The following is a 25,664-nucleotide window of genomic DNA, read 5'->3' on the forward strand; positions in this document are numbered from 1 at the left end:
AAACCACAATGATCATGATTTGAGGGTACCGCCTCTTTTTGTTTCTTAATGCCGGTCTTTGTCCATTTATCAATTACAGGTGATGCAGGTTGATCAGATATTAAACCATTGAGGGATAATGGGAAATACCCCATGCAATATCACTCAGCTTTTTCGGAAAATCATTGCCGTCTTCTCCACCAAAATTACGGATCGCAAGAACTCCCAATGAATATGTTTTATATGCCTCTTCTTCTGAGTACGCCAGCTGTTGCTCCACAACTCGTTTTTTTATATCCATCAATTGCATATATATACTTTCATTCAGTTTAATCTCCGGGTTTGCCTCAACTTCATACTGAACCTGTACCAAAGCTTCATTCAATATTTTTTCGAAATATTCCTTAGTCATTATCTTGGATAACCTTACATACATATCTTATTGTTTTGTTTGGGAATGTTTAATTACAAATTTCCAGAGCATAATAATTGATCAATGGATTACCTATGGTTTCACCTGAATCATTCTATACCATTATAAAGTATTTCAGCATCTTCATCATCGTCCTCCTCTTCAGGTTCATATAATTTTTGAAGTGCTTCTTCCAAATTATCAGCTACAAATTCCAGTCTATATTTTTCAGATTCCTCTTTAGCATCATTAATAATTAATTCGTCATCATGAACTTCAAACTTTTGCTCATGGTCCCAATAATAAACTTTTGGCTCACTTTTAAAGATATTCCTATAATCAAAACATATGAAATTCCCACCACCGTCAGCAGCAAAAGGATAGATGCCTTCAGGCAATTTATCTTTTATAAGCTCATATTCATTAAGAATATGGTATTCCTGGTCCAGATTAAAGTTTAGTAGTTCCCCAAATGATTTACCCGTTAATAATTCAGTGTCAAAAGTATTGGGAGATGGAGTTCCATGATTAAACTCCTTTACCAGGTTTGTAAATGACTTTGGGAACCTTATTGCCAGTGCCTGTTCTACAGATGTTATATAGCTTTCCTTTTCTAGATTTTCAACAAAATTCCACTTCATATTTTTGTGATTCAACATACAAACCTGCAATGATTCTAATTTACTGAGTATCCCCTATTAAAGATTAAATATAAAACTATTGTTTTAAACCTCAGTGGAGTTGAGGCACACCATAATCAAAAAACAACATACCTAATCAAGACAGATCCCAAAATCTAATTTAATGGGCAGGATTAGCGGGTGATCATTACCTACGTCAGCACATTTAGTCATCTTGCCTGGTACCAGGTATCCCATTTTACCTTTAACCAAATTACAGACCTTAAAAACAGTAGTTTTAGATTCGATTTTCACCATTGGTTATCAATTCTGATGACAAGGAAGATCAAGCGCACAAAACCAAATACCGGGATCAGAATATTCACAGCCATAAAAAATCTTCTCACATTTTTTTATTTGATGGACCTCATTACATCGCAAAGCCCCAAAGCTTCATGTGCCCGGAACAAATTTAAAACAATCGGATATTCAACACGGTTGTACAGGTGATACGAAAATACAATACCAATGCGCACTATTTGTGCCTTGCCTGACATTTGGTTACCACCTATGCAGCAGAGATAACAATTAATAATCCTGTTCTTGCTCCTTCAGCCGAATGACAGAGAACAGATCAGTACCTTGCACAGGAACCATAAAATTTCTCCAATGAAATGTACAACATCCACAAAGAAATTCTCATTAATCAGCCTCTTGTTCCTATTTCTGGCACCTGGCATTCCAGCTGCAATTGCACAGCAAAAAACTTTGCTGACTGCACAGATCCGGAAGGATTTTAAAGCCATTAACAATGAAAAAGGTCTGAAAGAAATCGTTTTGAACAATGAAGATTTTCTAGACCATATGCCTGATGGTGGTGGAAAATTGACAGGTTATTATAAAAATAAGGAACTTATAAAAATCATCTGCTGGATAGGCCTGTCTTACGGAACACAACTCACTGAATATTATTTTAAGGACAAGGAGCTTATTTTCGCCTACAAAGTATTCAATTCTTTTCTCTACGATGATCAAACGCAGCAACTGCGCTACAACGACACCAAACGAAGTTTCGAGGGCAGGTATTACTTTAATGGTGGTCAACAAATTAAGACCATAACTAAAGGCAAAAATAATGTTGACGAGGGGCAAACAGCATCAGAAAACACCATGATACAAGAAGCAGATGATTACAGAAAGATGCTTGCCACCCATAAAATCCAATAGAGGAGAAAGAAAACTACGACTGGCAAATATAGCCCGCTACCTATCGTATTTAACGATCTACCTGACTGTCGGGAAGGTATATCTCTTCCAGTAAATTGCGGAACTACTCTTGATGACATTTCAGCCTCAGCCTAAATGGTGTGGGGGGATCGATATCATTCGCCTCAGTATCGAATCACTTGTTACGGGCCACATGATCAGCGCTGTCCAGATCAAAAACTTCTTTAAAAGATTGTTTTTTTAACAAATTCGCCAAAAGATAAAAAACAATAGCGGTATACCTACGTTTTAATAAGCAACTGAACAGAACACTTCTAACGCATAAGGATGAAATTTAATCGAATCAAAAAAAATAAAATGAAACAATTGTTAGTTATTTTAAGCTGCTTTTTAGTGTTTAGTTGTAATTCCCAGCAGCAGGAAGATGAGCAGCTTATTGGTAAATGGGACGGTTCCCTTAAAGATTTGACAACAGGAGGTTCCATAGAAAAAATTGTTCTGGAGTTTACAAAAGATGGGAACTTTCTGCAACACCTGGGTGAAGGAAAGATGCAAAACACGATTGAATCAAGCTATGAAGTACAAAATAATAAATTAATCTCCATAGATAAACAAACAAAGGAAAAAACAGAAGCTAAATATGCAGTTAAAAACGATACTTTAACCATCGCATTCGAAGGTGTCGAAAATAAGTACGTAAAAGTGAAGTAATTGGAATATGCCTTCGCTTATTGCGATAATATTGCACAAATTGTTATGCCCTGGACTATTCCATTGATTGTGATCCTATACGAATAGGATGTTGGTTAATGCTGATAAATACAATCCTTATTATGGAATAAGGATCTGATCGGCATCCTAATCATAAAAATACTACATATGAAATTAGGAAGTTCGTTTATTTTGGTGGTTTCCCTTATCATTGGTTGCCAATCCCAGCCCGAAAAACAAAATAAGATAGCTCAGGCTGTAAAAAAACATTTTCCAAATACACTGGTCAATAAAACATTTAAAACGGAAAGATTAATCGGGCTCAGCACAGAAAAGTCAGACAACCTGCTTGATGATTCAACGGTGGACATGGGATGGGTAGGAAATACAATTAATTTTGTGGATACGGTACATTTTGTCAGTGCTTACAGAGCCTGGTGCGGCAATGACTGTTTCACAAGCGTGTATGGGAGGTACTACTTTACCGACAGTTTAAAAGTACGTTTTTATACGGATAGTATCGCACGGTCCGGAAGTTGTGAGGCACCAACCGTTTACACGAAGTACAGGCCAGCCATAGATTTATATCTTGTAAAAACGCCTGAAGGCCATTTACAACTTAATCATAAGGCACATCAACCACCTGCGCGCCCTCATAAAGGTCGCCAATCCGGTCTTTCTGCGCAATTGTAAGCCGCTGGGCATAGTGCTTTCCCAGCGGCCAAAAATTGTGCAGATATTGATGACTATCCCTGCATCAACTTCAGATACCCATTTTCTCTCCTGATCATCCCCTCCTGCTCTGCCAGTCCAATGGACTCCATCAAGGCCTGTTTCATTTCCTCTGTTACCCTGCTGAACCCAAACAATTTAGCCACCAGATTTGCAGCATGATCTTCCGTAATGGCAATCGATTCAGACACCACCTGTTTAATAGCCAGATTGAGTTCTTCCGGGGCAATTAACTTCAGCCTCCTGGAATTGGCAGGAAGCTGACTGCGGTCGCGGATGATGGGTTCCTCCATATCTTTGTGCCAAAGGAACTCGCCCTCCATCCTGATCTCCCCACTTTGTTCAGTGACAAGACAGGCTTGTGTGAGGGTGTACTTAATGCGCGAACCGACTTTGGAAATACCAGCTGCCTCCACCATGCGTCTTGCCATTTCATCAAAATGGACAGGACTCTCAGTTTTCACCACCTCGCTGATCCAAGACGACAAATTCCCGAAAGAATGCAAATGCATTTCCTGCTGTCCCACCGTAGCCGGTAAAACAGCTTGCTGATAATAATTCACCTGACTTACGACCTCCACTTGCTCCTCGCGCTCCAACAGGCGTTCTTCTTCTTCATAGACCCTGAGTTCCTGATCCATGCTCAGCGTTGCTGCCTTCGCCTGTTCAATGGTATCAATCAGTCGTTTCAGCTCACGTTCCGGGTTCCGGTACCAGTCGGTACTCCAGATGCGGTAGATATTCCAGCCAAACATTTCCAAAACCTGTTGCCGCAACCGGTCCCGATCCGTAGCTGATCTTGCTTTAGCATAATTAAGTCCGTCACATTCAATTCCCAGAATATAACGTCCAGGATTTTCTTCATCCACTATCGCAAGGTCAAGGTAGAAGCCCGCTGTGCCGACCTTGTTTCTCACCACATACCCAAGCGCCGTCAGCTGCGTAACAATTTCTTCTTCAAAAGGCCTGATCTCGGTAACTATAGCTGCAATGTTTTGTTCAAATTTTGCATACTGTGCAAAATATAAAAAGCTCTTCAGGGTACGGATCCCGAACTTTGCATTCTCTGTCACACGTATATCGGCCGAGGTAATATTCGTAAATACCTCACAGCGCATTTTCGCCCTCGTGATGAGTACATTCAGCCTTCGTTCACCGCCCTCGTTGTTCAGCGGTCCGAAACTCATGGGAACTGTTCCGTTGTCTATGCGTCCATACCCGATACTGATATAGATGACATCACGTTCATCCCCCTGAACGTTCTCCAGATTCTTTATAAAGAAAGGTTCATGCGGATGGTTCCTGAAGAATGTTTCTACTTCCGGGTGTTGGCGTCGCTGTAATTCCAGCGCTGCCTGTATCGCCTGCATTTGCGAGGTGCTGAAGGCCACCACACCCAAACTCAATTCAGGAGACTGTTTTGCATGTTGAATGACGGCCTGTGCCACCTTTTCAGCTTCTATAGGATTGGTACGGGTTTTTCCCCGATCATAAATAGCATCTGCAAGATGATGAAAGCGCAATCCCAGACTTTGACGTGAACCGGGACTTGGAAATATAACCAGCTTATTTTCATAAAACTCATGGTTGGACAGGGTAATGAGCGATTCATGCCGGCTACGGTAATGCCATTTCAGCATACTGCTGGGTGCACCCTGACCATCGCACATGCCAAGGATACTTTGCATATCAGCAGTCTGGTTGTCTTCATCCTCCAGGTCCGAATTTAACTTATCAAAAAAGCTGGTTGGCGGCAATTGCTTGGTGTCACCCACCACCACCAGTTGCTGCCCCCTCATGATGGCACCCAAAGCATCTACCGGTCTCACCTGACTCGCTTCGTCAAAAATAATCAGATCGAAATGTATGCTTCCCGGGGCAAGGAAATTGGCAATGGACATTGGGCTCATCATCCATACCGGTTTAATCGCCTGCATAGCCGCCCCTGCTTCTTCCACCAACTTCCGTATGGCCATATGGCGGGCTCGCTTGTTGAATTCCGTTTTCAGAACATTGACCTGTCCCCCGGCATGGGGTTTAGGTATATTTTCCCAGTGTTTTAAAGCTACCCTTGCCCTGTTGTACACCAGATTGAGCTGATCAAGTTTCCTGAATTGCTCAATCACACTTTCATGGCTCACACGTTCAAATTGGGTAAGCGCGGGATTTAATTTGAAGGCTTGTTCAATAAGGTATTCATACCAGCTCTTCAGCAATGCGGTTTTTAACCACTGAGATGCAAACTCCCAGCTTGTTGCCACCTGCACCAGGAACCCAAACCCAGCCTGGTTTGCCGTTTCTGAAAGGTTATTCCAGTCAATCACCAGCTGAATTTCAGCAAACCTTTCGGCACGCTGCTTCCAGAAAGCGGATTGGGCACGGAAAGTCATGGAGCTGAGATCTGACTGCGTGACACTTTTTGATTGATTCAATTTCAATGAAGAAAAAGCTTCTTCACGTTGTGTCCCGATGTGAACTGCAGCAACACGCAGCTCAGCAGCATAGGTACCGGAAGCCGCAGCTGCCCCCGGTTGTTTTAAAAATTCAAATAATTGTCTGCTTACGCGTTTCTCCGCATATTGCTGATGGACATCGGCAAGATATGCAGCTGCACGCCTTAATACTTCCCACTCCGAGTGCTGTTTTAACCAGCGTTTTCCGAATATCGAAGCCGCTAAGGGTTCTACCGCAGCGAGTTCATTTTCAAAACGTTTTGCTTCAGAGATGGCATCAACGATCTTCAGTCGCTCTGAAACATCATCGGGCAACCCAATCTTCAGGAAAGAGGCCAGCCGGTGATTCGCCCGGCGATAACTGCCAATCATGAATTTGTACCATTTGTTCCCGTTAACCACCAGGTTTTGCCGGATGTCTAAAATGTCCTGAGACCAGGCTTCCGGAATGAGTTTGTCCTTGTATATCTTGTATAAGTTGTCCAGTTGCTCTCCTGCGGCGATCAGTTCCATGATATCCTGTTTTTTTAGTAGCCATACCTCATTGTCAAGATCGAGATCTTTCAGGTCAGGTGCTTTGGACGCCAATTGTAATTCTGCACTCAGGAAATCTAAGGAATGAAGATCTTCAGCCAATCCAAGGCCGGTAGCAGTGTTTATTTTTTCCGATAATTCACGCAGTGAATCGACAGCCACACCAGCCTGCCTCACCTGCTCCTGAACCGTTCCCTTCTCGTGCGGCAGAAGAACGCTGAGGTCAGTTCCCCAGAACAGGAGTTTTTCCGGTGTGCCAATATCTTTTAGTCTGGCCTGAAGACGATCACAGAGGGCTGATGCATCACTCATCTTTTCAGCATTCCACAGCTCAATATCTTCAATAGGGATTTGTAACAAGCGTTGCTGACCGATTTCTCTGTCGATCTGCAATAAGTATCCGATGATCTGGTTGACAGTAAGACCACTGTTGGCGATATGGAGATTTACGGCAGTACAATAACGGTTTAACTCCTCACGGGAAACCGCCAGCTGCTGCACCTCCTGCTCCAGCTGACTCACAGTGGGCTTTCCAAGATCCATTACCCTTTTCAGTTCATTGAGCAGATCTCGCTTGTTGGCTTTATGGCTATGAAGTTCCAGGCAGGCTTCGCCCAACTGGATGGAGTCTAACCTCCGCTTAACGACTTCCAGTGCTGCCATCTTTTCTGCAACAAACAGTACCTTTTTGCCTTGTCCGATGCTATTGGCGATGATATTTGTTATCGTTTGTGATTTCCCCGTTCCCGGAGGCCCCTGTATAACCAGATTGTGGCCTTCATTGACCGCTAAGATCGCCTGCATTTGTGAGCTGTCAGCATCTACCACCTTAAACAAAGCGTTTGCATTGGTTTCTCCGTCAAGATCCTTCTGGTCTTCATCATCGGACTGATAATCTGCCTGAAATCCCTTTTCAAAGAGTGCGATGATATTTTTATGCAACCCTGGCTGATCTGCCTCGGGCCATTTCGACGTATCAAGATCATTATAGATCATAAACTTCCCGAAAGAGAAAAACCCCAGCTCTATCTCGTCATCCTCAACAGTCCACAATTGCGCTTTCGCAATGTGTTCCCTGATGGAATCAAAGTATAAAGGAACATTGATATCTTCAGATTCCGGTAAGTCCGGAATGGAAATATTAAAGTCCGCTTTCATTTTAGCTTGTAAGGATAGGTTTGCACCAATATCGCTGCCTGTATATTTCAACCGGAAACGTTCCTGTGCGCTGGAACGCTCCAGTTCAACCGGAATGAGCAGGAGCGGCGCGGAACGGACTGTTTCCGTATTTCCCGTGTCAAACCATTTGAGCATGCCCAGGGCCAGGTAAAGGATATTGACCCCCTGCTCCTCAATACTGGTACGCGCAAAATAATAGGTGTTGAGTAAACGCGTTTGCAGCTTCTGCTCGGTTTCAGCGGTTTGTAGTTTTGTATCCTGATAGGATTCATCCGTTGGCTGTTCCAACTCCGGTAATTCCGGCAATTCCGGTGATTCCGGTAGTTCCTTCTCCACATCTGCCAAGTCCTCCGGATTCTTACTGCCCTTTTTTTCCGGAATGCCTAAAAAAGTCATGGCCTTATTCTGCCTGGCAAGAATGTCAAAAATAAATTCAGATTTTTCCTGGACAATTTTCAATCCCTTGCCTTTCGGAGTTTTATAATTGAGTAAAGGATTTCTTAAACCAAGATCTAATAATTCCTTACGTGAAGCTTCAAGCTTTGCTTGTATAGGTTCCAGCATCTTATAGCAGTATTAATTAGGGTTGACGTTTTCTCAAATTTAGTTAAAAATTTTGTGCCGACAGCTGCTCATTACTGATACCGCGTAGCCAGCAATTTAAGTTTCCTTTTGCGTAGCTCCATGTGGTGCTGAATGCTGACATCATAGTCTGTTTCCAGGTGAGACAATTTATTGACCATGATAAATATCTCAATACCAAATAACAGCAGAAACCACAGCAGCCAGACTACGAATGCCGGTGTAGAGTCATGTAAAATATCATACATGAGTTGCAATTCAAAGAGAAACCCTTTATTTGCGCGCGCTTCATTTTCTACCTCAGTTCTCAGTTGCATCAAACGGTTTTCCTGTGCAATTTTTAAGGTGCGAAGCTCTTTAATCTGGTTGTCAAGCGGATCTAACATATCCCTCTTCGGATTAGCCATGTAACTCACCAGGGTTTTTGAACTATTTATCATTTTTGTATTCGTGACCGTTGTCCTGTTAGAATCAGTAACGGAACTCGATACCGGTAACTTTTCCATTTCAGTGGTCACCATCTTGATGGTGGGGTGTGCGGATAAATCTGCTACGAGCGCAGATCTTTCTGCTTCTTTTTTGTAAAGACTTGAATCTATCTGGGCAGTTTGTTTCCTGAGAACGGCCTCTTTGGAAGGCATGAGTTGATCGACCTGTGTAGTGATGGCAAACATAGATTTTTGAGCGATATCCTGCTGAAATATGATTTGATCTATGACTACAGAGCCAATGATTGCCATGATTCCGGCTATTGCACCTCTTATCCAGTATTTCAATTTCCCTTGTGCATCGGCTAAGATAATTTGCCTTTCGACCTGCAATATAATGAGCACGAATACTATTGCGCCAATAAGACTCATGTACCAGTTGCCTTTCAGGTACTCACCTACAAATGAATAACCTATAAAAGCCCAAAGAATACCAATGATGAGTAATGCCGCAGTATAACGTTTAACTGCCCGTTGTGCTACCTCGCTGCAATTTTTCAGGATTTCATACTTGTAACCCGTTAAAAAGCATCCTGTTTTCATCCACCAATCCATAACTAAAATTTCTTTATTAAAATTTGATGATGTGATATCGCCGCCAGACCATTTTTAAATCCGCGCGTATAACTAATTAACATTCCTTTGCAATCACCACTTTCCTGGTTAAGACTGTTTTCGATCTCTTTTACTTTGGAAATATGTGCTACCGCAATATTTCTCTTCATTTCAAGCTCTTCAACCATATCCAGCATTCCACTTCGCCCCCGACTCAAAATATGGTAGTCCGTTTCCTGGATAAAATCTTCATAGAAAGTCGTTACCTTATTGATGGTCCGGGCAAGTTCATTCTTTAAAGTATCCAGATTCTGTTGCAAATGGCTGCTATCCGGATTCATCAATGCATCATCGTAACCTTTTGCCTCATGGTTACGGTCTAAAAAGGTGTAAAGCAGATTGATGTTATGGTCACTTTTTACCGCCTGGGGAGCCTGTTCCGTGAAATGCGCGGCTGAAGATGTTGCTGGTTTATTGGCTGTCTCGATGAAGATTCCTTCTTCAATATCAGGAAGTTTTTTCGGTTCTGGTGCAATACGCTGACCATTGTGCAAATCTGCATAGGGCACATTGCTACTGTTGCGCTTGAAAATATTAAACATAAGCGTTAAATGATTAAGGTTGGAACTTTATACTTATTATGGCCACGCTGATGGCAGCTTTTACAGAGTGTAATTAAAAGATGGTTTGGATAGGCCCAGGGCATTCTAAATCCATTAACCTCTCTAACAAATTGGTATTGCCGGTGATGTACCTGGAGTTCATCCCCGCTTCTGCAAACCACACAGGAAGCATTGTCACGAAGGATGATTTCTGCACGTTTCGCTTTCCATCTCGGATCAAACAGTAAATTGCCATAACTTCCATGTTGCGGTGTCTGTGATACCGGTTTGCTTTGCTGGGGATGCCCTGTCAATTCATGACGGATATACCTGCCAGTTAGTTTTTGCGTGCGTAATAAGGTTGTATAACGTCTTGATTGCATCATATATCAAATGTAAACAGGACTAACTAATTACTTTTACGGGAAACCGTAATCAGCTTTAATACTCCAGCTTAGCCCTGTTTTTCAAAAAATGCGGTAACTTCTCTTTGATATATACAATGATCTCATAATCTGATGCCGAATTAATCCAGCCAAAATCCGGGCGGTATTCTGAGATGAAATCAGATAAATCTTTCCCTTCCAGATGAGTGATCTTGCTGACCAACTGTTTATTAAACCGGCTATCAACTTCATCAAGCCGATATTCAGTATCGATCTTCCTTTGCATCCGTCTGGCATCCTTCCCTTCCTTACTAAGCGCGCTAAATACTTTGTTTATACTGACTGCCACACCTACTGGGGTTACATTTACCATATTCTTTTTGTCTCCCTTCAGGTAGATGTCTTTATAGAGCATCCTGTTCAACCGATAGTCTTCTAGTGGAGAATTGCGTTTCGCCTTGATTGCCACTTCCTCCAAAACTATTGACCCTTTTATCAAGCCTATATTTTTATATTCTTCATTCCTAAAGATGACCGTATCCCTGAGAAAGCCCCTTCTGGAAACAATAATAGAATCACCCGGAAAGCCATTAAAAGTAAAGTTTCCCTCTTTGGATGAAAATGCTATTATTTTTGTTTTTTTATGAAAGAAGTACACAGAATCCAGAGGCTGATGGTTTTCGCTATCATACACCTGTCCATGAAAGCGTTTTACCTGTGAAAAACAGGGTGTAGCAGTGATGATGGTCAGCGAACAAATGAAGAAGGCTTTTAACATATAAAATTAGGAGTATCTTTTTTATCCATTACCACTAATAAAGTAAATAGTCCAGCTAGTTATATACTTTCTCCGCAGGCTTGATAAAATCGATCAAGCGGTTAATCACATAAGGCAAATGGACTTTAACTTCAGACTTTCCGGCAAATATCCATGGTGGTAGAAAACTGAACGTTTCATTGATTTTAAAATCTAGTAATTTTCTTTTAATGAAGAAATGTATACACCAAATTATTTCAGTTGAATCACCGGATTGGATGGCTGAGGCACCACTGTTTTAATATGACCCTGCGCATCGAAATTCAGTGAATCGATACACAATTGCCTCAACACATATTCACCCTGCTGAGGGAAAATCTTGTGGTAAAGAATATAATCCTGCCCTTTTGCAGTAAATACAGTATGGTGACCAGGCCCAACAACTGTCCCATCTGCAGAGCTGGTCAATATCGGACTGTTTACGCCCTTAGTGAAAGGCCCCATCGGACTATTGCCTACCGCATACCCAACCTTGTAGGTGGAATCTATTGCTTTACCTTCAGAAAACATCAGGTAATATTGGCCATTACGCTTGATCATGTGTGGTCCTTCAAAATAATCCGGCGGCGTAACTTCTTTGGGCACCCCATCAAAAGTCACCATATCACTTTTCAGCTTAACCGCCATACAGTGACCATTGATCCACCTGAATCCAGATCCCCAATATAAATAAGCTTGTCCGTCATCATCAATAAAACAGTCTGCGTCAATATTATGCACTTCCGGAAAATCTTTGGCGCTCACCAATGGCGACTGGTCAGCCTTCGCATTTTTCCATGGGCCAAGCGGGGTATCACTCACTCCTGCCCATACTTCACTCCCAACTGAAACATACATATAATATTTTCCATTGACAGCCTTTCTTACTGCCGGCGCCCATACCTTACTATCGCCCGAAGTAGGACTGGTACAAGCCTTTTTTGTCGGCCAGTTCAGGTGTCTGCGTTTAAACTTCACGAAATCTTTCGTCTCCAGCACAGCCAGCTCATCCCCGCCCCATGGATCAATCGTAGCATAAATATAAAAGACATCTTTCTCCTGAACTATAGACGGATCGGCAAAATACCCTTCAGTTATTGGATTTGACATCTTTTGAACGTTTTTCTGTGCCTGTGCAGATAGGCTTATACCCAATACCATCAGGAAAAATGTAATTCTTTTTGTACCCATACCCTTAAGATTTATGCTGTTTGCAGTTTTCATTCGTATATCATTGTTTTTATAAAGGTGATGAAGCTATCATCAGCTGATTCATTACGGTTTGTAAGCAGTAAGCTGATGATGGTTTCATTGTTACGTTTTTTGTTGATGTCTCCCCTACCAGAAGTTTATATTTATTTGGTGTAATAAGCGCCAGGCTCAGGTTCCATACAGTAAGACTCCCCAAAGGAGTGTATCGGGTACAAGAATAGTAAAAAAATATGATTTGAGACGGAATGCTCAGACATCAAACACCATAGGGTAACGGTTCGGTAGTTGCTCGTGTTAAATTTTGTTTCTGACCGGGTTGTGGTCTGGTTGTAACCTGATCATAAGTACCCCATATATAGGACAAACTTAGTACAACTTTACGCCAAATATACTTCTGTGTAGGTTTGGTGTAAGAATGATGTAAATATGGGGTACTTATGATCAAACTACTACCAAAAGAAAACCAGATCAAAAGCAAATTTGAACACCTACCGTCTCCAACCCAAAGCAGAACTAAAGCATATCCGGGCCTAAACCGTCCTGAAATGGCTTCAACATTACAAAATACCCCGGTTTTTTTCTAAAAATTAACTAAACATAAGACATTAGAAATTTTCTGAAAAATTTTTACATTATTATTTGCAATCAGCACCCTTCATTGTTTATATTTGTAACGATGCTCATGCAATAATAAGCACAAGTTTCATTCGGCTATAAATTCGACACCGACACCGCCCTGTAAAGACCCTGCCTGATTTCGATTTTAAGCTGCATAATTGGTTAATTAATTATAAACTTTAAATATTCAAAATTATGGCTATCGTTACAAGCGGCCCCTATCTAGGCTTCTCCGGTACAGTTGATGGGATCACGTATTATCCCCTCCCTGATGGAAGGACCTGTGCAAAGCGAAAAAACAAAAAAAGAACAGTACCAGCCAAACCAAAACAACTTGTTGTGGAGACAGACACCAAAGTATTCGCTAATTTTATGAAGCCTTTGAAGCGTTTTACCACTGTAGGATACGGACTGGAAGGAAAAAAACTAGGTATGAATTCCTATAATGCTATGGTTTCCTGCAATAGAAGGAATTCCATCCAGGGCGAATTTCCAAATCGCAGTGTCGACTGCGCTAAAATTCTGATGACCAAAGGATCCTTACCCGGAACGGCTGCTGCTGAGGTGAAAGTTACCGAAACAGGGCTGGCCTTTAACTGGGATACAAAGGCCTCTTCTCCTGCCCATATCAGTGACCAGGCCATCCTGATGGCCTATTTCCCTGAATTAAAGGAATCCAGGTACACCACAGGAGGTGCGAAACGCCTTACCGGAAAAGATGTGCTGGACCTCGCAGGAATCAGGAAAGGAAGTACTGTGGAGGTATATATTTCCTTTGTGAGCGATGACCGTAGCCAGATCAGCGATAGCTTATATCTCGGAAAATTTAGCTGGTAGATATGGCGTCAAGGAAAACAAATACAACCGGCTCAGCCTATAAGGGAAAAGTAGGCCCGGTGCTCATGACTACCTGGATGAATCTGGAGATTATCAAGTCCCTGCCAAGAAAGCGCCGCAGGGCTGTGCAATCGTCTGAGCAAACCGCTCAGCATGATAAATTCAGTTTGGTGAGGGAATTTCTGAGGATGGCCAGCAATGTGATCAAAATCGGCTATCAACAGCCTAAAAATAAATGTATGACACCAATGAATATGGCCTGTTCTTATCACATGACCGGGGCATTGTTGACTGAAGATGACAATAGCTTTATAGATTTGGCACTGGTGAAGTTCAGTAAGCCCATTTGGCTAACACAGCAGGTATGGAATCCACAGGTAAAGGCAGAGGAAGGAAGAAGAATCACGATAACATGGGAACTTAATCCCTATCCAAATAAGGATAGTGAACCAGATGATCGCGTGTACATTGTGCTATGTGATAAAAATATAGGAGAATGTGTCGCAGAGATTTTCGCCGGCACAAGAGAAACAGGGAGTTATTCTGCAACAGCAACTTCAATCCAAATAGGCCACGAGTTTGCCTGTTACTTATTTGTCGCTTCTCAGGATGGAAAGCTCGTCTCTGAAACAGATTACCTGGGTATGGTGACAATTTTGAAGTAGTTGTAGAAGGGTTACGCCCTGCCTGGTTTCATACCTTCGTCTTCCAGGGACTGATTAAATTGCTCCTGATGTTTTAGGGTATAGGTAAGCGCAGTTTTGACAAACTCATTCAGGGTAATATTATGGATAGCGGCAAATAAAGATGCTTGTTTATGAAGGGCCGAGGGAACCCTGACATTGAAAGTGCCTCTGTAAGTTTTTTCAGGGGCCTTTCCAATTTTTAGGCAAGTTTCCAGATAATCCTCTACAGCCTCCTGGAAAGCTAATTTCAATTCACTGACAGATGCCCCTTCGAAACTAACCAGGTCATTTATTGCCAAAATTTTACCATGAAAAACCTCATCAGCTGCACTAAAGTGTACTGACCCATGATAATTTTTATATTGTAGGATGTCATTCATCTTTTATCTGGCCTGTAGCCTTTAAGTTAGTAATTATATCACGTGTAATATATTCTTTCAGGATATTTGACGGATGAGGTTTGTGAAGAGCGATAATATGTTTATTTGCATCCGCAAATTTCCTTCTTGAACCTCCGGTTTTACCGGTTTTTACTTCTTCATATCCATAAGAAGACAAAAATCTCAACAATTCTTCCCAGGTAAAATCTTTGGGAACAGATAATAATCTCTCGAGTAATTTTTCATTACGTGACATACGCATTTGTTTTTCCTGTTCGATCTGTTCATAGTGATTCTCTTTTTTACTGCTTGAATCAAAAATAAAAATTACCGTACAAAAATGCAACTATAAATTAGTTACAAGATGACCAAAAATCATACTTATGGTTTACTTTCAGTTTTACGCTGAACATTCCTATTCACAAGAGCTCATCAATCAGGTAAAAAATAAAATTGCAGTGGACAAAATCGACGGAATAATTTACTACAACTTGTATAAAGAAAGGTTAAAAAAAGTGTTTTTATTGAAGAATGCGATGGAAACAAATAAAAATGAAAGTACCTGGTTGATATCTTCTGAAAATTGAATACATACCATACCTATAAAAGAAGTATGGAGAAGCCAATTGTGGCAATGTTTCGTTTCCAAAACAGCAAAATACGATCATTTCGACCAGAAAATCAAAATGACCATATTTTGCTGCTGAGCTCATGATGTTCCTTCTTTAAGGATCAGACCAGATTATACTTCGCCGCGTTTTCCTTCATGAATTTCAAGCTCCCCCTGGCCAGTTCCCAGGCCGGATGTCTGGATGGTCTCCACAAGGAAACTGCAGTCGCCATTCCTTCTACACTGGAAGAAAAGTTTTCCAGCACCAGGTTGCCCTGGAAGTTAATCTCGGCCAGGGCGCCAAATAAATCGTCCCAATGCACATTCCCCTCTCCCAGCATACCCCGGTTGCTTTCCGTCATATGGATATGCGCCAGACGATTTCCCGCAGCGATGATGGGCTCACGGAAGTTATCCTCTTCAATATTCATGTGAAAGGTGTCCAGGTGCAGGGCCAAATTGGGAGCATTGACGCGTTCAATCAGTTGTAACACTTCAGCTGCGCTGGTGCAAACATAACTTTCGTACCGGTTAATCGGTTCAATGGCAATGGTAATCCCAAGGTGCTGCGCATAATCGGCAACTTCCGCCCATACCTCGCAGATGATTTCCTCTTCCGCTGCCGTCCGCAGATTTCCGCTAAAGACATTGATCGCGGAATGTAAGACCCCACCCAATAAGGTGACATCAAGTGTTGCGGTTTTATCCAGGGCGGCCTTGATGAGCTTGACCGCTACTTTCGGATAATAAGGGATGTGGCAATTCGCAGGAAGGTTCAGCGAACAAACTGCCTCCAGGTGGTGCTGCTTCAGTTGTCTTTTTACGGTAAGCGCGTCAAACTCCATCGATGCCGGCAACAGGATTTCCAGTAAGTCGAACCCCGCAGCCTGACTTTGTGCGATGGCATATTTTCCACCTTCAGGTGTCCACAAAGGTGGGATCCAGGATAAGATAGATGCTCCAAATTTTATACTCATGATCTCTATATTTTATTCATTAAAAAATCCACCATTCCGAGCGTACGCCAATATAGGTACCCCAGTTTTTCACACCGGCCTGCGCCAGAAATGCGGAATATTGATTTTCAGCAGCATACTTGTTGTATTTCGCCACCGAAAAAATAGCCCGGATATGTGGCCTTGCCCAGGGACTCCGCTCTGCAGTAGGCACCAGCGTTGGCGCCACAATAAATTTAAGCATGGAGGCATTGGGCTGATCACCATCTTTACGCTGCGCATAGTGCAATTCTGTAATGAGGTGGAACCAGTTCTTTAGATACGTAATTCCCCGGCAGCCGGCTACGAAATCTGTCTTGCGGTTGAAAATAGACCGCTGGTAATAGTCTTCCGCTTTTTCATTGCTGGAAGCTCCTCCCCGGCTATGCGTATACACACCATACCCATTCAGGCTGAATTTATTGGACAGGTTGAGCATGAAATGCTCTACAGCAGTGATGGAATATGCCCCGTTGTACCGGTTGGTCTCCTCATTTGGTGCCCCATAGGTATTCCAGGTCCAGGTATTTCCGTTATCGCCTCCGTTGGCAATACCGCTTCCATAACGCAGTGCGAACTGGTTAAATGATCCGGGCAACGTCGTCTTCAGTTCAGACGTAAGCTTGGCTCCAACCAGCCAGCCATTGTCGCCCGGATAAGCAGGAAACGCATTTTTTTCTGCCGCTGACAGGTGATGGTACTCGGCCAGCAATTTAAGTGTGTGCAGTTTACCGGCAGTCAGCAACTGCTCGGCTATTAAAACTTCTTTCTGGCGGTAAGCCAGTGCCGGTCCCCCGGAAATCGTATTGACATAGGAATAGGGCGAAACATTGGAAGAAGAGGTATCCACTGCGGCAGGGAACATGACGGAGAAGGAGGTATTCTTGTATTTTATCCCAAAACCTTCCGAAGAATGGTCGTCGAAATAGAAATAATCGCAGATATGGATATCGTCGTAACGCATATAACGCGCACCTGCCCACATGCTCCATTTGCTGCCCACAATATTGCGCACTTCCACAAAGGCTTCCGGCAGACCGATGACTGTCCCGTTGATCGAGCCGCTGTTGACATTCCCCAGCATGGTTCCATTGGTGGAGTAAAAAGCAAGCCTTGCCTGGAAGACGATAGAGGTGCTATCCTTATTGGCATTTACGGGTGTGAAGTGAAATGCAGGAAGGATATCCACATAATCGCCCTGCTCCAGCCGACTGCCCAAAGATCCTTGTCCGGATAAATTGAGCTGCCGGCCTGTGTGGCCTTCCAGCGTTGGCGAATACCCCAGGCCTATTCGGCCGGTGGTACCAATGGATACATTTTTATTGACAATGGTAATCTGTGCCCCGGCCAGAAAAGGCAGGATGAGCAGGACAAGCATACAAACCGCCGCTCCTCCCTTCTTCTCCTTCATAATCTGCCAATTTCGCTTGTTTAATCGTTTAAACTTACGAAACAAAAAAGAGAGCTTAAGCATTTTTAGTTTGATAACCGCGGACCGCGAAATAAGCCACAAACGCAAAACCAGCCAGTGGCACGATTAGCGAAAGCGCAATATTTGTCGAATCAGAGAGATACCCCATCGCAAGTGTCAGCACTGCCCCACCAATAATTGCCATGACCAATACCGACGAAGCGAGTTTGGCGTGCTCACCAAGGTTTTTGATGCCCAGGGAAAAGATGGTCGGATACATGATGGACATGAAAAAGCTGGTAGCGATCAGTGCCCAGATGCCGGCGACACCAGGAAACAGGATGGCGACACCCACCAGTGCCATGTTGATCACCGTGTAAATACCCAGCAGGTGATGGTCTTTGATCCGGTTTAACAAAGCAGTACCTACAAAACGTCCGATAGTGAAAACCACCAGGGAAATGGTGAGGTAATTGGCCGCCATTTTCTCTGTAGTGCCGGGAACAGCCCATTGTGCATAGCGGATAAGGAAACTCCAGATACAGACCTGTGCGCCGACATAGAAAAATTGTGCCAGTACGGCCATTCTGAAATGCGGAATGCCCAGGATTTTACCGAGACTGCTTTTTGTGGAAGAAGTATGTGCTCCCTGCTCGTCTTTTACTTCAGGGAATCTGGTCAGGGAGATCATGATAGCCCATAACAGGATGACCGCTCCGATGACAAGGTAAGGGATTTGTACGGCCTGCGATTCGGTGTTGAAGTAATCTTTTTGTGCCTGCTCTGACATCAGCGCCAATTGGGCTGCCGTATGTTCTACGCCGGAAAAGATAAAATGCTGGCCGATCAGGATTCCGGTAACACAACCGATAGGGTTGAAACACTGCGCCAGGTTAAGGCGGAAAGTGGCCGTTTCAGGAGATCCCAGGGCAGAAACATAAGGATTAGCCGCTGTTTCCAGGAAGGCTAGTCCGGATGCGATGACAAACAGGGCGAACAGAAAAAATGGGTAAGAACTGTTCTCTGCAGCAGGAAAAAACAGAAAAGCACCGATCGCATATAAGACCAGTCCGATGATAATCCCCGTTTTGTAATTGTACCGGCGCATGACCATGGAGGCCGGAATGGCCAAAACAAAGTAGCCCATGTAAAAGGCAGATTGTACCAGGCCCGACTGCAGATCGGTCAGCTCAAAGGCTTTCTTGAATTGTTTGATCAGGATGTCGTTGAGATTACCAGCCATTCCCCAGAGGAAAAAAAGGCTGATAATCAGACCAAGCGGCCATAAATAACGGTTCCTGGTTGTTGAAGTGGCAGAGGTAGTCCCTGCGGCCGTAATCGGGGCCTCAGGTGTCAGATTGAGTTGTTGCATACAGCGGATTCTATTTGGTTTTGATATAAAATGGTTTCGATATAAAATTATAAAGCAGGTTGCCGGTGTTCCTGAATAAAAGCAATCACCTCATCGATGGTATAAGAAGGACAGGCGCCATCTTTGGTGGTCATGAAGGCACCAATGGCTGCTGCAAAATCTACATAACTGCTTTTGGAGACCGCTGGCGTTCCGGAGAAACGTTTCGATAGAAAACCTGCAAGAAAGGCATCCCCGCTTCCCACGGTATCTTTAACAGTGATGTGGTACGCAGGTTGAAAAAAGCTTTCCGCTCCGCAATAGTAAATCGCGCCCTTGCTGCCTTTGGTGAGCAGTACTTCTGCGATGCCATAGGTATCCTGTAAATAACGGACACGCAGGTCCTCATCAGCTTCGATGTCTGCGCCCAATGCTTCTATGACCTGGTTCAGCTCTGCTTTGTTGAGCTTTAAGATGTCGATTTTAGGCAGGATTTCCCTGATCTTATCGATAGAGAAAAAAGGCATGCGGATATTGATGTCCAATACTTTCACCCTGGCCAGATCCATCAGCTGCAATAAAGTGTGGTAAGTTTCGGTATCCCGCATTGCCAGACTTCCGAATACAAAGGCATCGGCATTGCTGACCAGTGCTGCATTGGCGGCATCTACAGGGATATGGTCCCAGGCTACGCCCTCATGGATGGTATAGGTATAGTCGTTGTGCTCATCGGCAACCAGGTCTACCGTGCTGGTTGGATATTTGCAATCGATTCCAATATAAGTCGCAGGAAAATTCCAGTCCGCGAATTGCTGTAAAAGCCCTTTGCCATCCTCATCGTCGCCCAGGCGTGAGATCATGGAACAGTTTACCCCTAGCTGGCGCAAGTTATAAGCTACGTTCATGGGGGCGCCGCCCGGTTTTCTTACCGTTGGGAATACATCCCACAGGACTTCCCCGAAGCATACTACTGAAGGCTGGTGTTGATTTTCTGTTGTCATATCTATTGGTTTATTTTGGTTTATAGCTTGTTTAATCGTTTAAACATACCGGTTAAAAAAAAGTTTAAAATATAGAGGATTGTCGAACCACCAATTCCGCATCTAATAGAACATGTACGGGATCATTTGGTTCAGATTTTATTTTTTCAAGGATCAGGGATACAGCCTTCTTCCCTATTCCGGCCAGGGGCTGACGGATATAGGTGAGCGGGGCATAAAACAGGTCGAATGCATCGGTTTCATCAAAGGAGAGGATTGAAAGCTGGTCTGGTATGCTGATTCCCCTTTTGATCAGGACTTTTAGTCCGGCAATAGCCAGTTTATTACTGGTAAAGAATATCGAGTCGGCCTTTACTTCGTCCGACAGGAAAGTATCGATGGCCTGTTCCACATCCTGGTCTATGGATTCAATATCGGCAAGGCTGATCAAAGCAGGATCCTGCGGGATGCCATGCAGCGCCAGGGTTTCGATGTATCCCCTCACCCTTTCCTGCAGGTGGTGGAGACTGGTTTGGTAAGAAACAATGCCGGTCTTCTTTCTGCCACAGGCAATCAGGTGTTCAGTCGCCATACAGGAAGCCTTATAATTGTCTACGCCGATATGGTCAGCGTTCAGCTCCGGGAAATAACGGTCGAGCAGAATGAAAGGGATCTGGTATTTTTTCAGTTCCCTGATCTGCTCCTGGGTATTTTCTACAGGGGCGATAATAATTCCATCGACCTGGCGGTTCACAAACAGGTCAATCAGTCCCTGCGATTTCACCGCGTTTTCATCAGAACTGCCAATGATGAGGGTATATCCATTCTTCTGCGCTTCATCTTCGATGATCCGGGAAATGTAGGAAGAGAATGGGTTGGCGATATCGGCCACAATTAATCCCAGGGAATAGGTCTTTTGTAATTTCAGGCTTTTCGCAATGTGGTTGGGCTGGTAGTTCAGCTCTGCTGCTGCCTTTTTTACTTTTTCAATAGAAGCTTCACTGATGCGGCCCTTCATACGGTTGTTCAGCACATAGGAAACCAATGCTGTTGAAACGCCCGCTTTATTCGCCACATCTTTTAATGAAACTTTCGCCATTGTTTTATGGAATACTTAAGTACCCCGGGGAAGCAAAAATATAAAGTTTAATCGTTTAAACAAAAATAAAATAAATGAATTCGAAACGGCGGAATTGATGGTGGAGGAATGGGAAAGAGTAGCCTGTTATAGGTGTAGCAAAAGATGAAGGCAGATGCGTATTGCTGAAGGAAAAATTATTACCTTCTCCCCCTAATGCTTATACAAGACTTCATGAAGAGAATCGTAGTGAATATATTAGTGGCTTTTATACTGGTTCCGGTGCTGACATTGGGCAGGGTTTACTTCATGATGGAGATCATGCATGACCATAGCATGTTTTCAGGAACATTTGCAGAATATGTGGTGTTGGATCCCTTCCTGACCTTCTTTTTGACGCCCATGATCGCCTTGTTCTTTATTTTGCTGCCCAACTATTATGCGCTGAACTATCTTGGCAAAAGACGAAGGCTGAATCTGCTTTTTAAGATTATTGTGCTGAACACGGTCTTTGTGCTCTTCATCTGTTTAATAGGAACCTTTTCGAATATATGGGTATTCCCCTACTGGAGAAATATCATTTGGCTTTTTTACTTCCTCCCTGCCAGTATCCTTTTGGCAAGTACCCTGCATTTACTTGTCGATCAGAAGGAAGGTTTGTAAGATATAGAAGAGTTGTATAGGATAGGTATCAAATTGAACATATTCAAAAAGGTTTTTTGTGGTGATGTACATTTTACTACCTTTCCCTGTAAAATCACCTGGTTCTAAAAAGAGAGATTAACACCTGTTCCTATGATAAAACCTTTTGCAGTTCATGTTCCGCAGCAGATTCTGGATGAGCTGAAATTAAGATTAGATTTAACCCGGTGGCCTGATGAGTTCAGCGGTTCTGGCTGGAGTACTGGCGCAGATCTTTCTTATATGAAAGAATTAACTGCTTACTGGCGACACACATTTGACTGGCGTAAGGTGGAAGAGGAAATTAATGCTTACCCAAATTTCATCGCTGATATTGATGGATATGAGATTCATTTTTTGCACATTAAAGGAAAGGGTAAGCGATCAGTACCCTTAATCATTACCCATGGATGGCCAGGTTCATTTCTCGAAATGATGAAGCTCATTCCGCTACTGACTGAAGATCCAGGTTTTTCCTTTGACCTGGTGATTCCCTCTATTCCTGGCTTTGGCTTTTCCGGTAAAATCACGCATCCGGGTGGCAACAGTGAATTTGTTGCCCATATTTGGCATCAGCTGATGAAGAAACTTGGGTATGATCGCTATGGGGCACAGGGTGGGGATATAGGTTCGGGGATCAGTACCTGGCTGGCCAGACGATATCCATCTCACCTGATTGGTCTGCACCTTAATTATATTTCCGGTTCTTACCAGCCTTATATAGCAGATGGGGAACAGCTTTCCGCTGAGGTACTGGCTTTTCAGAAAGCCGGAGCAGAGTGGTCTGCCAGGGAAGGTGCGTATGCGTACCTGCATGCAACGAAACCCCTGACTGCCGCTTATGGCCTGAATGATTCTCCTGCCGGATTGTGCGCATGGATCCTGGAAAAATTCAATGGCTGGAGCGATAACAAGGGTAATATTGAAAATTGCTTTACCAAAGAGGAGTTGCTGGCCAATATTACCTTATACTGGATTACACAGACCATTCATTCATCTATGCAGATTTATCACGAAAACAGTAAAAATCCAATGCTGTTTGAAAAAGGTGAGTTTGTAACCGTGCCAGTTGCTTTTGCTAAATTCCCAAAAGAATTACCTACTCCCCCACGTTCGTATGTTGAAAAGGGGTTTAATATCAATCGCTGGACAACGATGCCTGCCGGGGGTCACTTTGCCGCAGTGGAACAGCCGGAATTATTGGCAAAAGATCTTGTAGATTTCTTCTCGGAATTGGATGCACACAGACAGCACCTGGAGCAACGCAGTTGATAAAAGATTTGAATTGCCTCATATCTCATCCTATATAGTTTGTGAAGGCCTTCTTTGTTGATGATCAATGAATCCTATTTAATAAAATTTTAAGTTTGTTGATTATATTGCTATTTTTGTATAAAGCATTTATCTGTGAAAATGTTTCTTAAACCAAAGAGTCATGACAGTTGCAACGAAAAATATTCTTGACACTTACTCTTCACTATTTGAGGGATTAGATTCCTTTACTAAATTGGAGTTAATTGAACGTCTTACAAAGTCAATAAAAAAAGAGAAGAACACTAAAGAAGAAGCATTTTTTAATTCATTTGGTGCATTTCCCGAAAGTAAATCGGCTGAAAGCATCAATGAAGAAATCAAGGCATCAAGAAATTTTAGAGATAAGCATCTTAAATTTTAATACAATATCTATTAGATACAAGTATTTGCGTATTTATTTTTGGCCTCTAAATTATTTTTGAGAATTTACCACAATATCTCCTTCACGATTCAACAGAACGTTTGATTGACTTTCTAAATGTTTAGTAAAACACACCCTGTATTGATTACCAAAACCTCCGGAGCTGAAATTGATCTGGGTTAAAGACAAGCAGACAATTTAATACTTCTGTCTGAACTTTTGACGCTTTTCATATTCATAAGTATAATCGCTTGATTTATCGAAAAATAATTTCGATTTAGCCGGATCCTTAGGTATCACTTTTCCCTTGCTGTATAAAACACCTAATTCATAATAGGAGGATTTATTGAAATAGGAACACGTCCCGTTGTTGCTGATTAAGGTCCTTGCATATAAAGACTCCACATAGTCTGGCTGGAGGCTCTTTTCAAACCATTCCAATGCCGTTTTTTCATTCAGCTCAACATTATATTTCGCAGCAAGTTTTTTGTAACTGTGCATGTAGCCGTACTTATAGATCATCCCAAGGTAGTACATCGCACTTGGACTTCCATTTTCGGCTGCTGCTTTAAACATTTTAAGGGATAATTCCGGATCATTTCCTCCTGCTGATGGAATGCCTTTATAGCTTGACGGTTTTGTACCGTAATACTGCCCGAGTAGAAAAAGCGCATCGGCACTACCCAGACTACCTGCTTTTTGCAATAATGGAATTGATTTTTCGAAGTCCATGCTCGACCGGTAGCCGCCTCCAGCAATTCTCGCCATTTCCAGAATAGCATCTGTATTGTTATTTTCATAAGCCTGCTGAAGCCATTGTTCCCTCTGAGGAACTAAAGATTGAGTATAGAAAACATCACTTGTAAAATACAATAACATCCTGGTATGTTCATCTCCACGGTTTGCTTTATCAATTAACGGAAGGTAGGTCTCCCTGAATTGAACTTCTGCCACTTTTATCCGCTCACCAGCCAAAATTGATTGTTTGGCATCATATGCTGCCCTTTCAGCTGCAATTTTTCTTTCCCTGTTGGCATTCATATCATTGAGCAAGTCGCCTGCAATACCGGCAGCACCGCTTATAATTTGGTTGGTAACCTCTTGTTTAGTGGATGCCGGTGCTCGATCAGAAATGCCGATATTTGAATAACTCATGATGTAGCCCGGGCTGGACTCTGTTTTGTTGGCAGCAGAAGCTGGATTCGCCTGAGCGGCAGAAATGCCATTGGTGCTGGTAGGATTTCTGGCAGTATTGGAAACGACGGAACCCGCAGCGGTTGCATTGCTGGCTTTCATTTGGTTGATGATACGATCAAGATCCTGCACTGGTTGAGTATTGTAAGATGCTTTGGTTACAACGAGTTTAAAAGCTGACAGGTCTACCTCCTTGCCGTTTAATTTAGCCACACAAACCCAATCTTCAGATCTGCCATCACTTGTCGATGATATCGCAAATCCGGATGGCTCAGTTTTTCCAAAAGGTGTGATGCAATTGATCTGCACATTCAGAGAGGATGGCTTCAGCTCCGTATCCGGCCAGGCCGACAAACCCAATTCGCCTTTTGTGTATACCTTTTGCGGAGTAGCGTAAGATGCATGGGCAGGTACAGTTACCCGGGGATTGTAATACACCAGATAGATATCGTTGTTTCTTTTCTCAAATTGGTAAGAAACCTCCCAATTCACATGCGTATAACGGTTGTAGCCCACCGCTGCTATCGGGGCAATTGCACCATTCAGCTTTTTCTGGGCATTTACAGCCAGCACGTTAATGAAGATCAGGGCAAAAATTATAAAGTTTTTCATATAGGCGTCAATTAGGGTAGTTGTACAGAAAACATACCGAACTGCGAAATTGCTTCTTTCTTTTTGGAGTTGAAATACTTATATGTAA

General features: G+C 42.9%; 24 protein-coding genes. 8 read left to right on the plus strand and 16 right to left on the minus strand.

Translation table 11 applies throughout. The features are described from left to right. Positions 1-100 precede the first annotated feature (100 nt). Together ACSBL2_RS15630 and ACSBL2_RS15635 are read right to left on the minus strand one after the other, a co-directional pair. Complete coding sequence (locus ACSBL2_RS15630) at positions 101-391, minus strand: immunity protein Tsi6 family protein (RefSeq protein WP_442587475.1); 291 nt, start codon at positions 389-391, stop codon at positions 101-103. Between the two features lie 110 nt (positions 392-501). Continuing rightward, on the minus strand, positions 502-1,032 hold the full coding sequence (locus ACSBL2_RS15635; RefSeq protein WP_442587476.1) for an SMI1/KNR4 family protein: 531 nt from the start codon (positions 1,030-1,032) through the stop codon (positions 502-504). Positions 1,033-1,680: 648 nt separating this feature from the next. Here ACSBL2_RS15635 and ACSBL2_RS15640 point away from each other — a divergent pair. The 3 genes from ACSBL2_RS15640 to ACSBL2_RS15650 all read left to right on the plus strand — a co-directional run bounded on the left by ACSBL2_RS15640 (position 1,681) and on the right by ACSBL2_RS15650 (position 3,642). Next, the gene (locus ACSBL2_RS15640) at positions 1,681-2,238 is read left to right on the plus strand and encodes a hypothetical protein (RefSeq protein WP_442587477.1); all 558 of its coding nucleotides are present in this window, start codon (positions 1,681-1,683) and stop codon (positions 2,236-2,238) included. 357 nt (positions 2,239-2,595) lie between these two features. Then, positions 2,596-2,949: a hypothetical protein gene (locus tag ACSBL2_RS15645; RefSeq protein ID WP_442587478.1), complete on the plus strand. Its 354-nt coding sequence runs from the start codon at positions 2,596-2,598 to the stop codon at positions 2,947-2,949. A 168-nt stretch (positions 2,950-3,117) separates the two neighbouring features. Further along, positions 3,118-3,642, plus strand: a complete 525-nt coding sequence (locus ACSBL2_RS15650) for a hypothetical protein (RefSeq protein WP_442587479.1) — start codon at positions 3,118-3,120, stop codon at positions 3,640-3,642. A gap of 53 nt (positions 3,643-3,695) precedes the next feature. Here ACSBL2_RS15650 and ACSBL2_RS15655 read toward each other — a convergent pair whose 3' ends face one another. The 6 genes from ACSBL2_RS15655 to ACSBL2_RS15680 form a co-directional block, all read right to left on the minus strand. Continuing rightward, positions 3,696-8,411, minus strand: coding sequence for a DUF3320 domain-containing protein (locus ACSBL2_RS15655; RefSeq protein WP_442587480.1), 4,716 nt, complete (start codon positions 8,409-8,411; stop codon positions 3,696-3,698). 71 nt (positions 8,412-8,482) lie between these two features. Further along, entirely contained in the window at positions 8,483-9,472 is a 990-nt protein-coding gene (locus tag ACSBL2_RS15660; protein WP_442587481.1) for a DUF4407 domain-containing protein, read from the minus strand. A 2-nt stretch (positions 9,473-9,474) separates the two neighbouring features. Further along, entirely contained in the window at positions 9,475-10,074 is a 600-nt protein-coding gene (locus ACSBL2_RS15665; protein ID WP_442587482.1) for a hypothetical protein, read from the minus strand. A gap of 5 nt (positions 10,075-10,079) precedes the next feature. After that, positions 10,080-10,460, minus strand: a complete 381-nt coding sequence (locus ACSBL2_RS15670) for an HNH endonuclease (protein WP_442587483.1) — start codon at positions 10,458-10,460, stop codon at positions 10,080-10,082. A 55-nt stretch (positions 10,461-10,515) separates the two neighbouring features. Continuing rightward, a complete protein-coding gene (locus tag ACSBL2_RS15675) occupies positions 10,516-11,238 on the minus strand; it encodes a hypothetical protein (protein WP_442587484.1) in 723 nt (240 codons plus the stop codon). 231 nt (positions 11,239-11,469) lie between these two features. Beyond that, entirely contained in the window at positions 11,470-12,447 is a 978-nt protein-coding gene (locus ACSBL2_RS15680; RefSeq protein ID WP_442587485.1) for a family 43 glycosylhydrolase, read from the minus strand. An 834-nt stretch (positions 12,448-13,281) separates the two neighbouring features. On the opposite strand from ACSBL2_RS15680, the gene ACSBL2_RS15685 reads away from it, so the two are divergent. Then, positions 13,282-13,923, plus strand: a complete 642-nt coding sequence (locus ACSBL2_RS15685; RefSeq protein WP_442587486.1) for a DUF6266 family protein — start codon at positions 13,282-13,284, stop codon at positions 13,921-13,923. Between the two features lie 2 nt (positions 13,924-13,925). After that, positions 13,926-14,588, plus strand: coding sequence for a DUF6266 family protein (locus tag ACSBL2_RS15690; protein ID WP_442587487.1), 663 nt, complete (start codon positions 13,926-13,928; stop codon positions 14,586-14,588). Between the two features lie 11 nt (positions 14,589-14,599). Here the strand turns inward: ACSBL2_RS15690 and ACSBL2_RS15695 are convergent, their stop codons facing one another. The 7 genes from ACSBL2_RS15695 to ACSBL2_RS15725 all read right to left on the minus strand — a co-directional run bounded on the left by ACSBL2_RS15695 (position 14,600) and on the right by ACSBL2_RS15725 (position 21,435). Then, entirely contained in the window at positions 14,600-14,989 is a 390-nt protein-coding gene (locus ACSBL2_RS15695) for a type II toxin-antitoxin system HicB family antitoxin (RefSeq protein ID WP_442587488.1), read from the minus strand. Then, positions 14,982-15,245 carry a type II toxin-antitoxin system HicA family toxin gene (locus tag ACSBL2_RS15700; protein ID WP_442587489.1) on the minus strand — a complete coding sequence of 88 codons (264 nt, stop codon included), beginning with the start codon at positions 15,243-15,245 and terminating at the stop codon, positions 14,982-14,984. The genes ACSBL2_RS15695 and ACSBL2_RS15700 overlap by 8 nt, the downstream gene beginning before the upstream one ends. 476 nt (positions 15,246-15,721) lie before the next feature. Further along, on the minus strand, positions 15,722-16,576 hold the full coding sequence (locus ACSBL2_RS15705) for a sugar phosphate isomerase/epimerase family protein (protein WP_442587490.1): 855 nt from the start codon (positions 16,574-16,576) through the stop codon (positions 15,722-15,724). Positions 16,577-16,595: 19 nt separating this feature from the next. Further along, positions 16,596-18,005, minus strand: coding sequence for a carbohydrate porin (locus tag ACSBL2_RS15710; RefSeq protein WP_442587491.1), 1,410 nt, complete (start codon positions 18,003-18,005; stop codon positions 16,596-16,598). A gap of 55 nt (positions 18,006-18,060) precedes the next feature. Next, positions 18,061-19,377, minus strand: a complete 1,317-nt coding sequence (gene fucP, locus ACSBL2_RS15715) for an L-fucose:H+ symporter permease (protein WP_442587492.1) — start codon at positions 19,375-19,377, stop codon at positions 18,061-18,063. 47 nt (positions 19,378-19,424) lie between these two features. Next, complete coding sequence (locus ACSBL2_RS15720) at positions 19,425-20,357, minus strand: carbohydrate kinase family protein (protein WP_442587493.1); 933 nt, start codon at positions 20,355-20,357, stop codon at positions 19,425-19,427. Positions 20,358-20,421: 64 nt separating this feature from the next. Further along, the gene (locus tag ACSBL2_RS15725) at positions 20,422-21,435 is read right to left on the minus strand and encodes a LacI family DNA-binding transcriptional regulator (RefSeq protein WP_442587494.1); all 1,014 of its coding nucleotides are present in this window, start codon (positions 21,433-21,435) and stop codon (positions 20,422-20,424) included. A 213-nt stretch (positions 21,436-21,648) separates the two neighbouring features. On the opposite strand from ACSBL2_RS15725, the gene ACSBL2_RS15730 reads away from it, so the two are divergent. The 3 genes from ACSBL2_RS15730 (at position 21,649) to ACSBL2_RS15740 (ending at position 23,770) form a co-directional block, all read left to right on the plus strand. After that, positions 21,649-22,077, plus strand: a complete 429-nt coding sequence (locus tag ACSBL2_RS15730) for a hypothetical protein (RefSeq protein WP_442587495.1) — start codon at positions 21,649-21,651, stop codon at positions 22,075-22,077. A gap of 132 nt (positions 22,078-22,209) precedes the next feature. Then, a complete protein-coding gene (locus ACSBL2_RS15735) occupies positions 22,210-23,367 on the plus strand; it encodes an epoxide hydrolase family protein (protein WP_442587496.1) in 1,158 nt (385 codons plus the stop codon). A 163-nt stretch (positions 23,368-23,530) separates the two neighbouring features. Further along, positions 23,531-23,770, plus strand: coding sequence for a hypothetical protein (locus ACSBL2_RS15740; RefSeq protein WP_442587497.1), 240 nt, complete (start codon positions 23,531-23,533; stop codon positions 23,768-23,770). A gap of 198 nt (positions 23,771-23,968) precedes the next feature. Here ACSBL2_RS15740 and ACSBL2_RS15745 read toward each other — a convergent pair whose 3' ends face one another. After that, positions 23,969-25,576 carry a tetratricopeptide repeat protein gene (locus ACSBL2_RS15745; protein ID WP_442587498.1) on the minus strand — a complete coding sequence of 536 codons (1,608 nt, stop codon included), beginning with the start codon at positions 25,574-25,576 and terminating at the stop codon, positions 23,969-23,971. Positions 25,577-25,664 lie beyond the last annotated feature (88 nt).

The organism is Pedobacter sp. AW31-3R, from assembly GCF_052180285.1.
In the GTDB taxonomy this organism is placed as follows: domain Bacteria; phylum Bacteroidota; class Bacteroidia; order Sphingobacteriales; family Sphingobacteriaceae; genus Pedobacter.

Coding starts and splice junctions, on each gene's coding strand:
- ACSBL2_RS15710 (WP_442587491.1), bottom strand. CDS start 18,005: ATGAAGGAGAAGAAGGGAGGAGCGGCGGTTTGTATGCTTGTCCTGCTC.
- ACSBL2_RS15685 (WP_442587486.1), top strand. CDS start 13,282: ATGGCTATCGTTACAAGCGGCCCCTATCTAGGCTTCTCCGGTACAGTT.
- ACSBL2_RS15640 (WP_442587477.1), top strand. CDS start 1,681: ATGAAATGTACAACATCCACAAAGAAATTCTCATTAATCAGCCTCTTG.
- ACSBL2_RS15695 (WP_442587488.1), bottom strand. CDS start 14,989: ATGAATGACATCCTACAATATAAAAATTATCATGGGTCAGTACACTTT.
- ACSBL2_RS15645 (WP_442587478.1), top strand. CDS start 2,596: ATGAAACAATTGTTAGTTATTTTAAGCTGCTTTTTAGTGTTTAGTTGT.
- ACSBL2_RS15660 (WP_442587481.1), bottom strand. CDS start 9,472: ATGGATTGGTGGATGAAAACAGGATGCTTTTTAACGGGTTACAAGTAT.
- ACSBL2_RS15635 (WP_442587476.1), bottom strand. CDS start 1,032: ATGAAGTGGAATTTTGTTGAAAATCTAGAAAAGGAAAGCTATATAACA.
- ACSBL2_RS15730 (WP_442587495.1), top strand. CDS start 21,649: ATGAAGAGAATCGTAGTGAATATATTAGTGGCTTTTATACTGGTTCCG.
- ACSBL2_RS15665 (WP_442587482.1), bottom strand. CDS start 10,074: ATGTTTAATATTTTCAAGCGCAACAGTAGCAATGTGCCCTATGCAGAT.
- ACSBL2_RS15745 (WP_442587498.1), bottom strand. CDS start 25,576: ATGAAAAACTTTATAATTTTTGCCCTGATCTTCATTAACGTGCTGGCT.
- ACSBL2_RS15655 (WP_442587480.1), bottom strand. CDS start 8,411: ATGCTGGAACCTATACAAGCAAAGCTTGAAGCTTCACGTAAGGAATTA.
- ACSBL2_RS15705 (WP_442587490.1), bottom strand. CDS start 16,576: ATGAGTATAAAATTTGGAGCATCTATCTTATCCTGGATCCCACCTTTG.
- ACSBL2_RS15680 (WP_442587485.1), bottom strand. CDS start 12,447: ATGGGTACAAAAAGAATTACATTTTTCCTGATGGTATTGGGTATAAGC.
- ACSBL2_RS15630 (WP_442587475.1), bottom strand. CDS start 391: ATGACTAAGGAATATTTCGAAAAAATATTGAATGAAGCTTTGGTACAG.
- ACSBL2_RS15650 (WP_442587479.1), top strand. CDS start 3,118: ATGAAATTAGGAAGTTCGTTTATTTTGGTGGTTTCCCTTATCATTGGT.
- ACSBL2_RS15675 (WP_442587484.1), bottom strand. CDS start 11,238: ATGTTAAAAGCCTTCTTCATTTGTTCGCTGACCATCATCACTGCTACA.
- fucP (WP_442587492.1), bottom strand. CDS start 19,377: ATGCAACAACTCAATCTGACACCTGAGGCCCCGATTACGGCCGCAGGG.
- ACSBL2_RS15735 (WP_442587496.1), top strand. CDS start 22,210: ATGATAAAACCTTTTGCAGTTCATGTTCCGCAGCAGATTCTGGATGAG.
- ACSBL2_RS15740 (WP_442587497.1), top strand. CDS start 23,531: ATGACAGTTGCAACGAAAAATATTCTTGACACTTACTCTTCACTATTT.
- ACSBL2_RS15720 (WP_442587493.1), bottom strand. CDS start 20,357: ATGACAACAGAAAATCAACACCAGCCTTCAGTAGTATGCTTCGGGGAA.
- ACSBL2_RS15670 (WP_442587483.1), bottom strand. CDS start 10,460: ATGATGCAATCAAGACGTTATACAACCTTATTACGCACGCAAAAACTA.
- ACSBL2_RS15725 (WP_442587494.1), bottom strand. CDS start 21,435: ATGGCGAAAGTTTCATTAAAAGATGTGGCGAATAAAGCGGGCGTTTCA.
- ACSBL2_RS15690 (WP_442587487.1), top strand. CDS start 13,926: ATGGCGTCAAGGAAAACAAATACAACCGGCTCAGCCTATAAGGGAAAA.
- ACSBL2_RS15700 (WP_442587489.1), bottom strand. CDS start 15,245: ATGTCACGTAATGAAAAATTACTCGAGAGATTATTATCTGTTCCCAAA.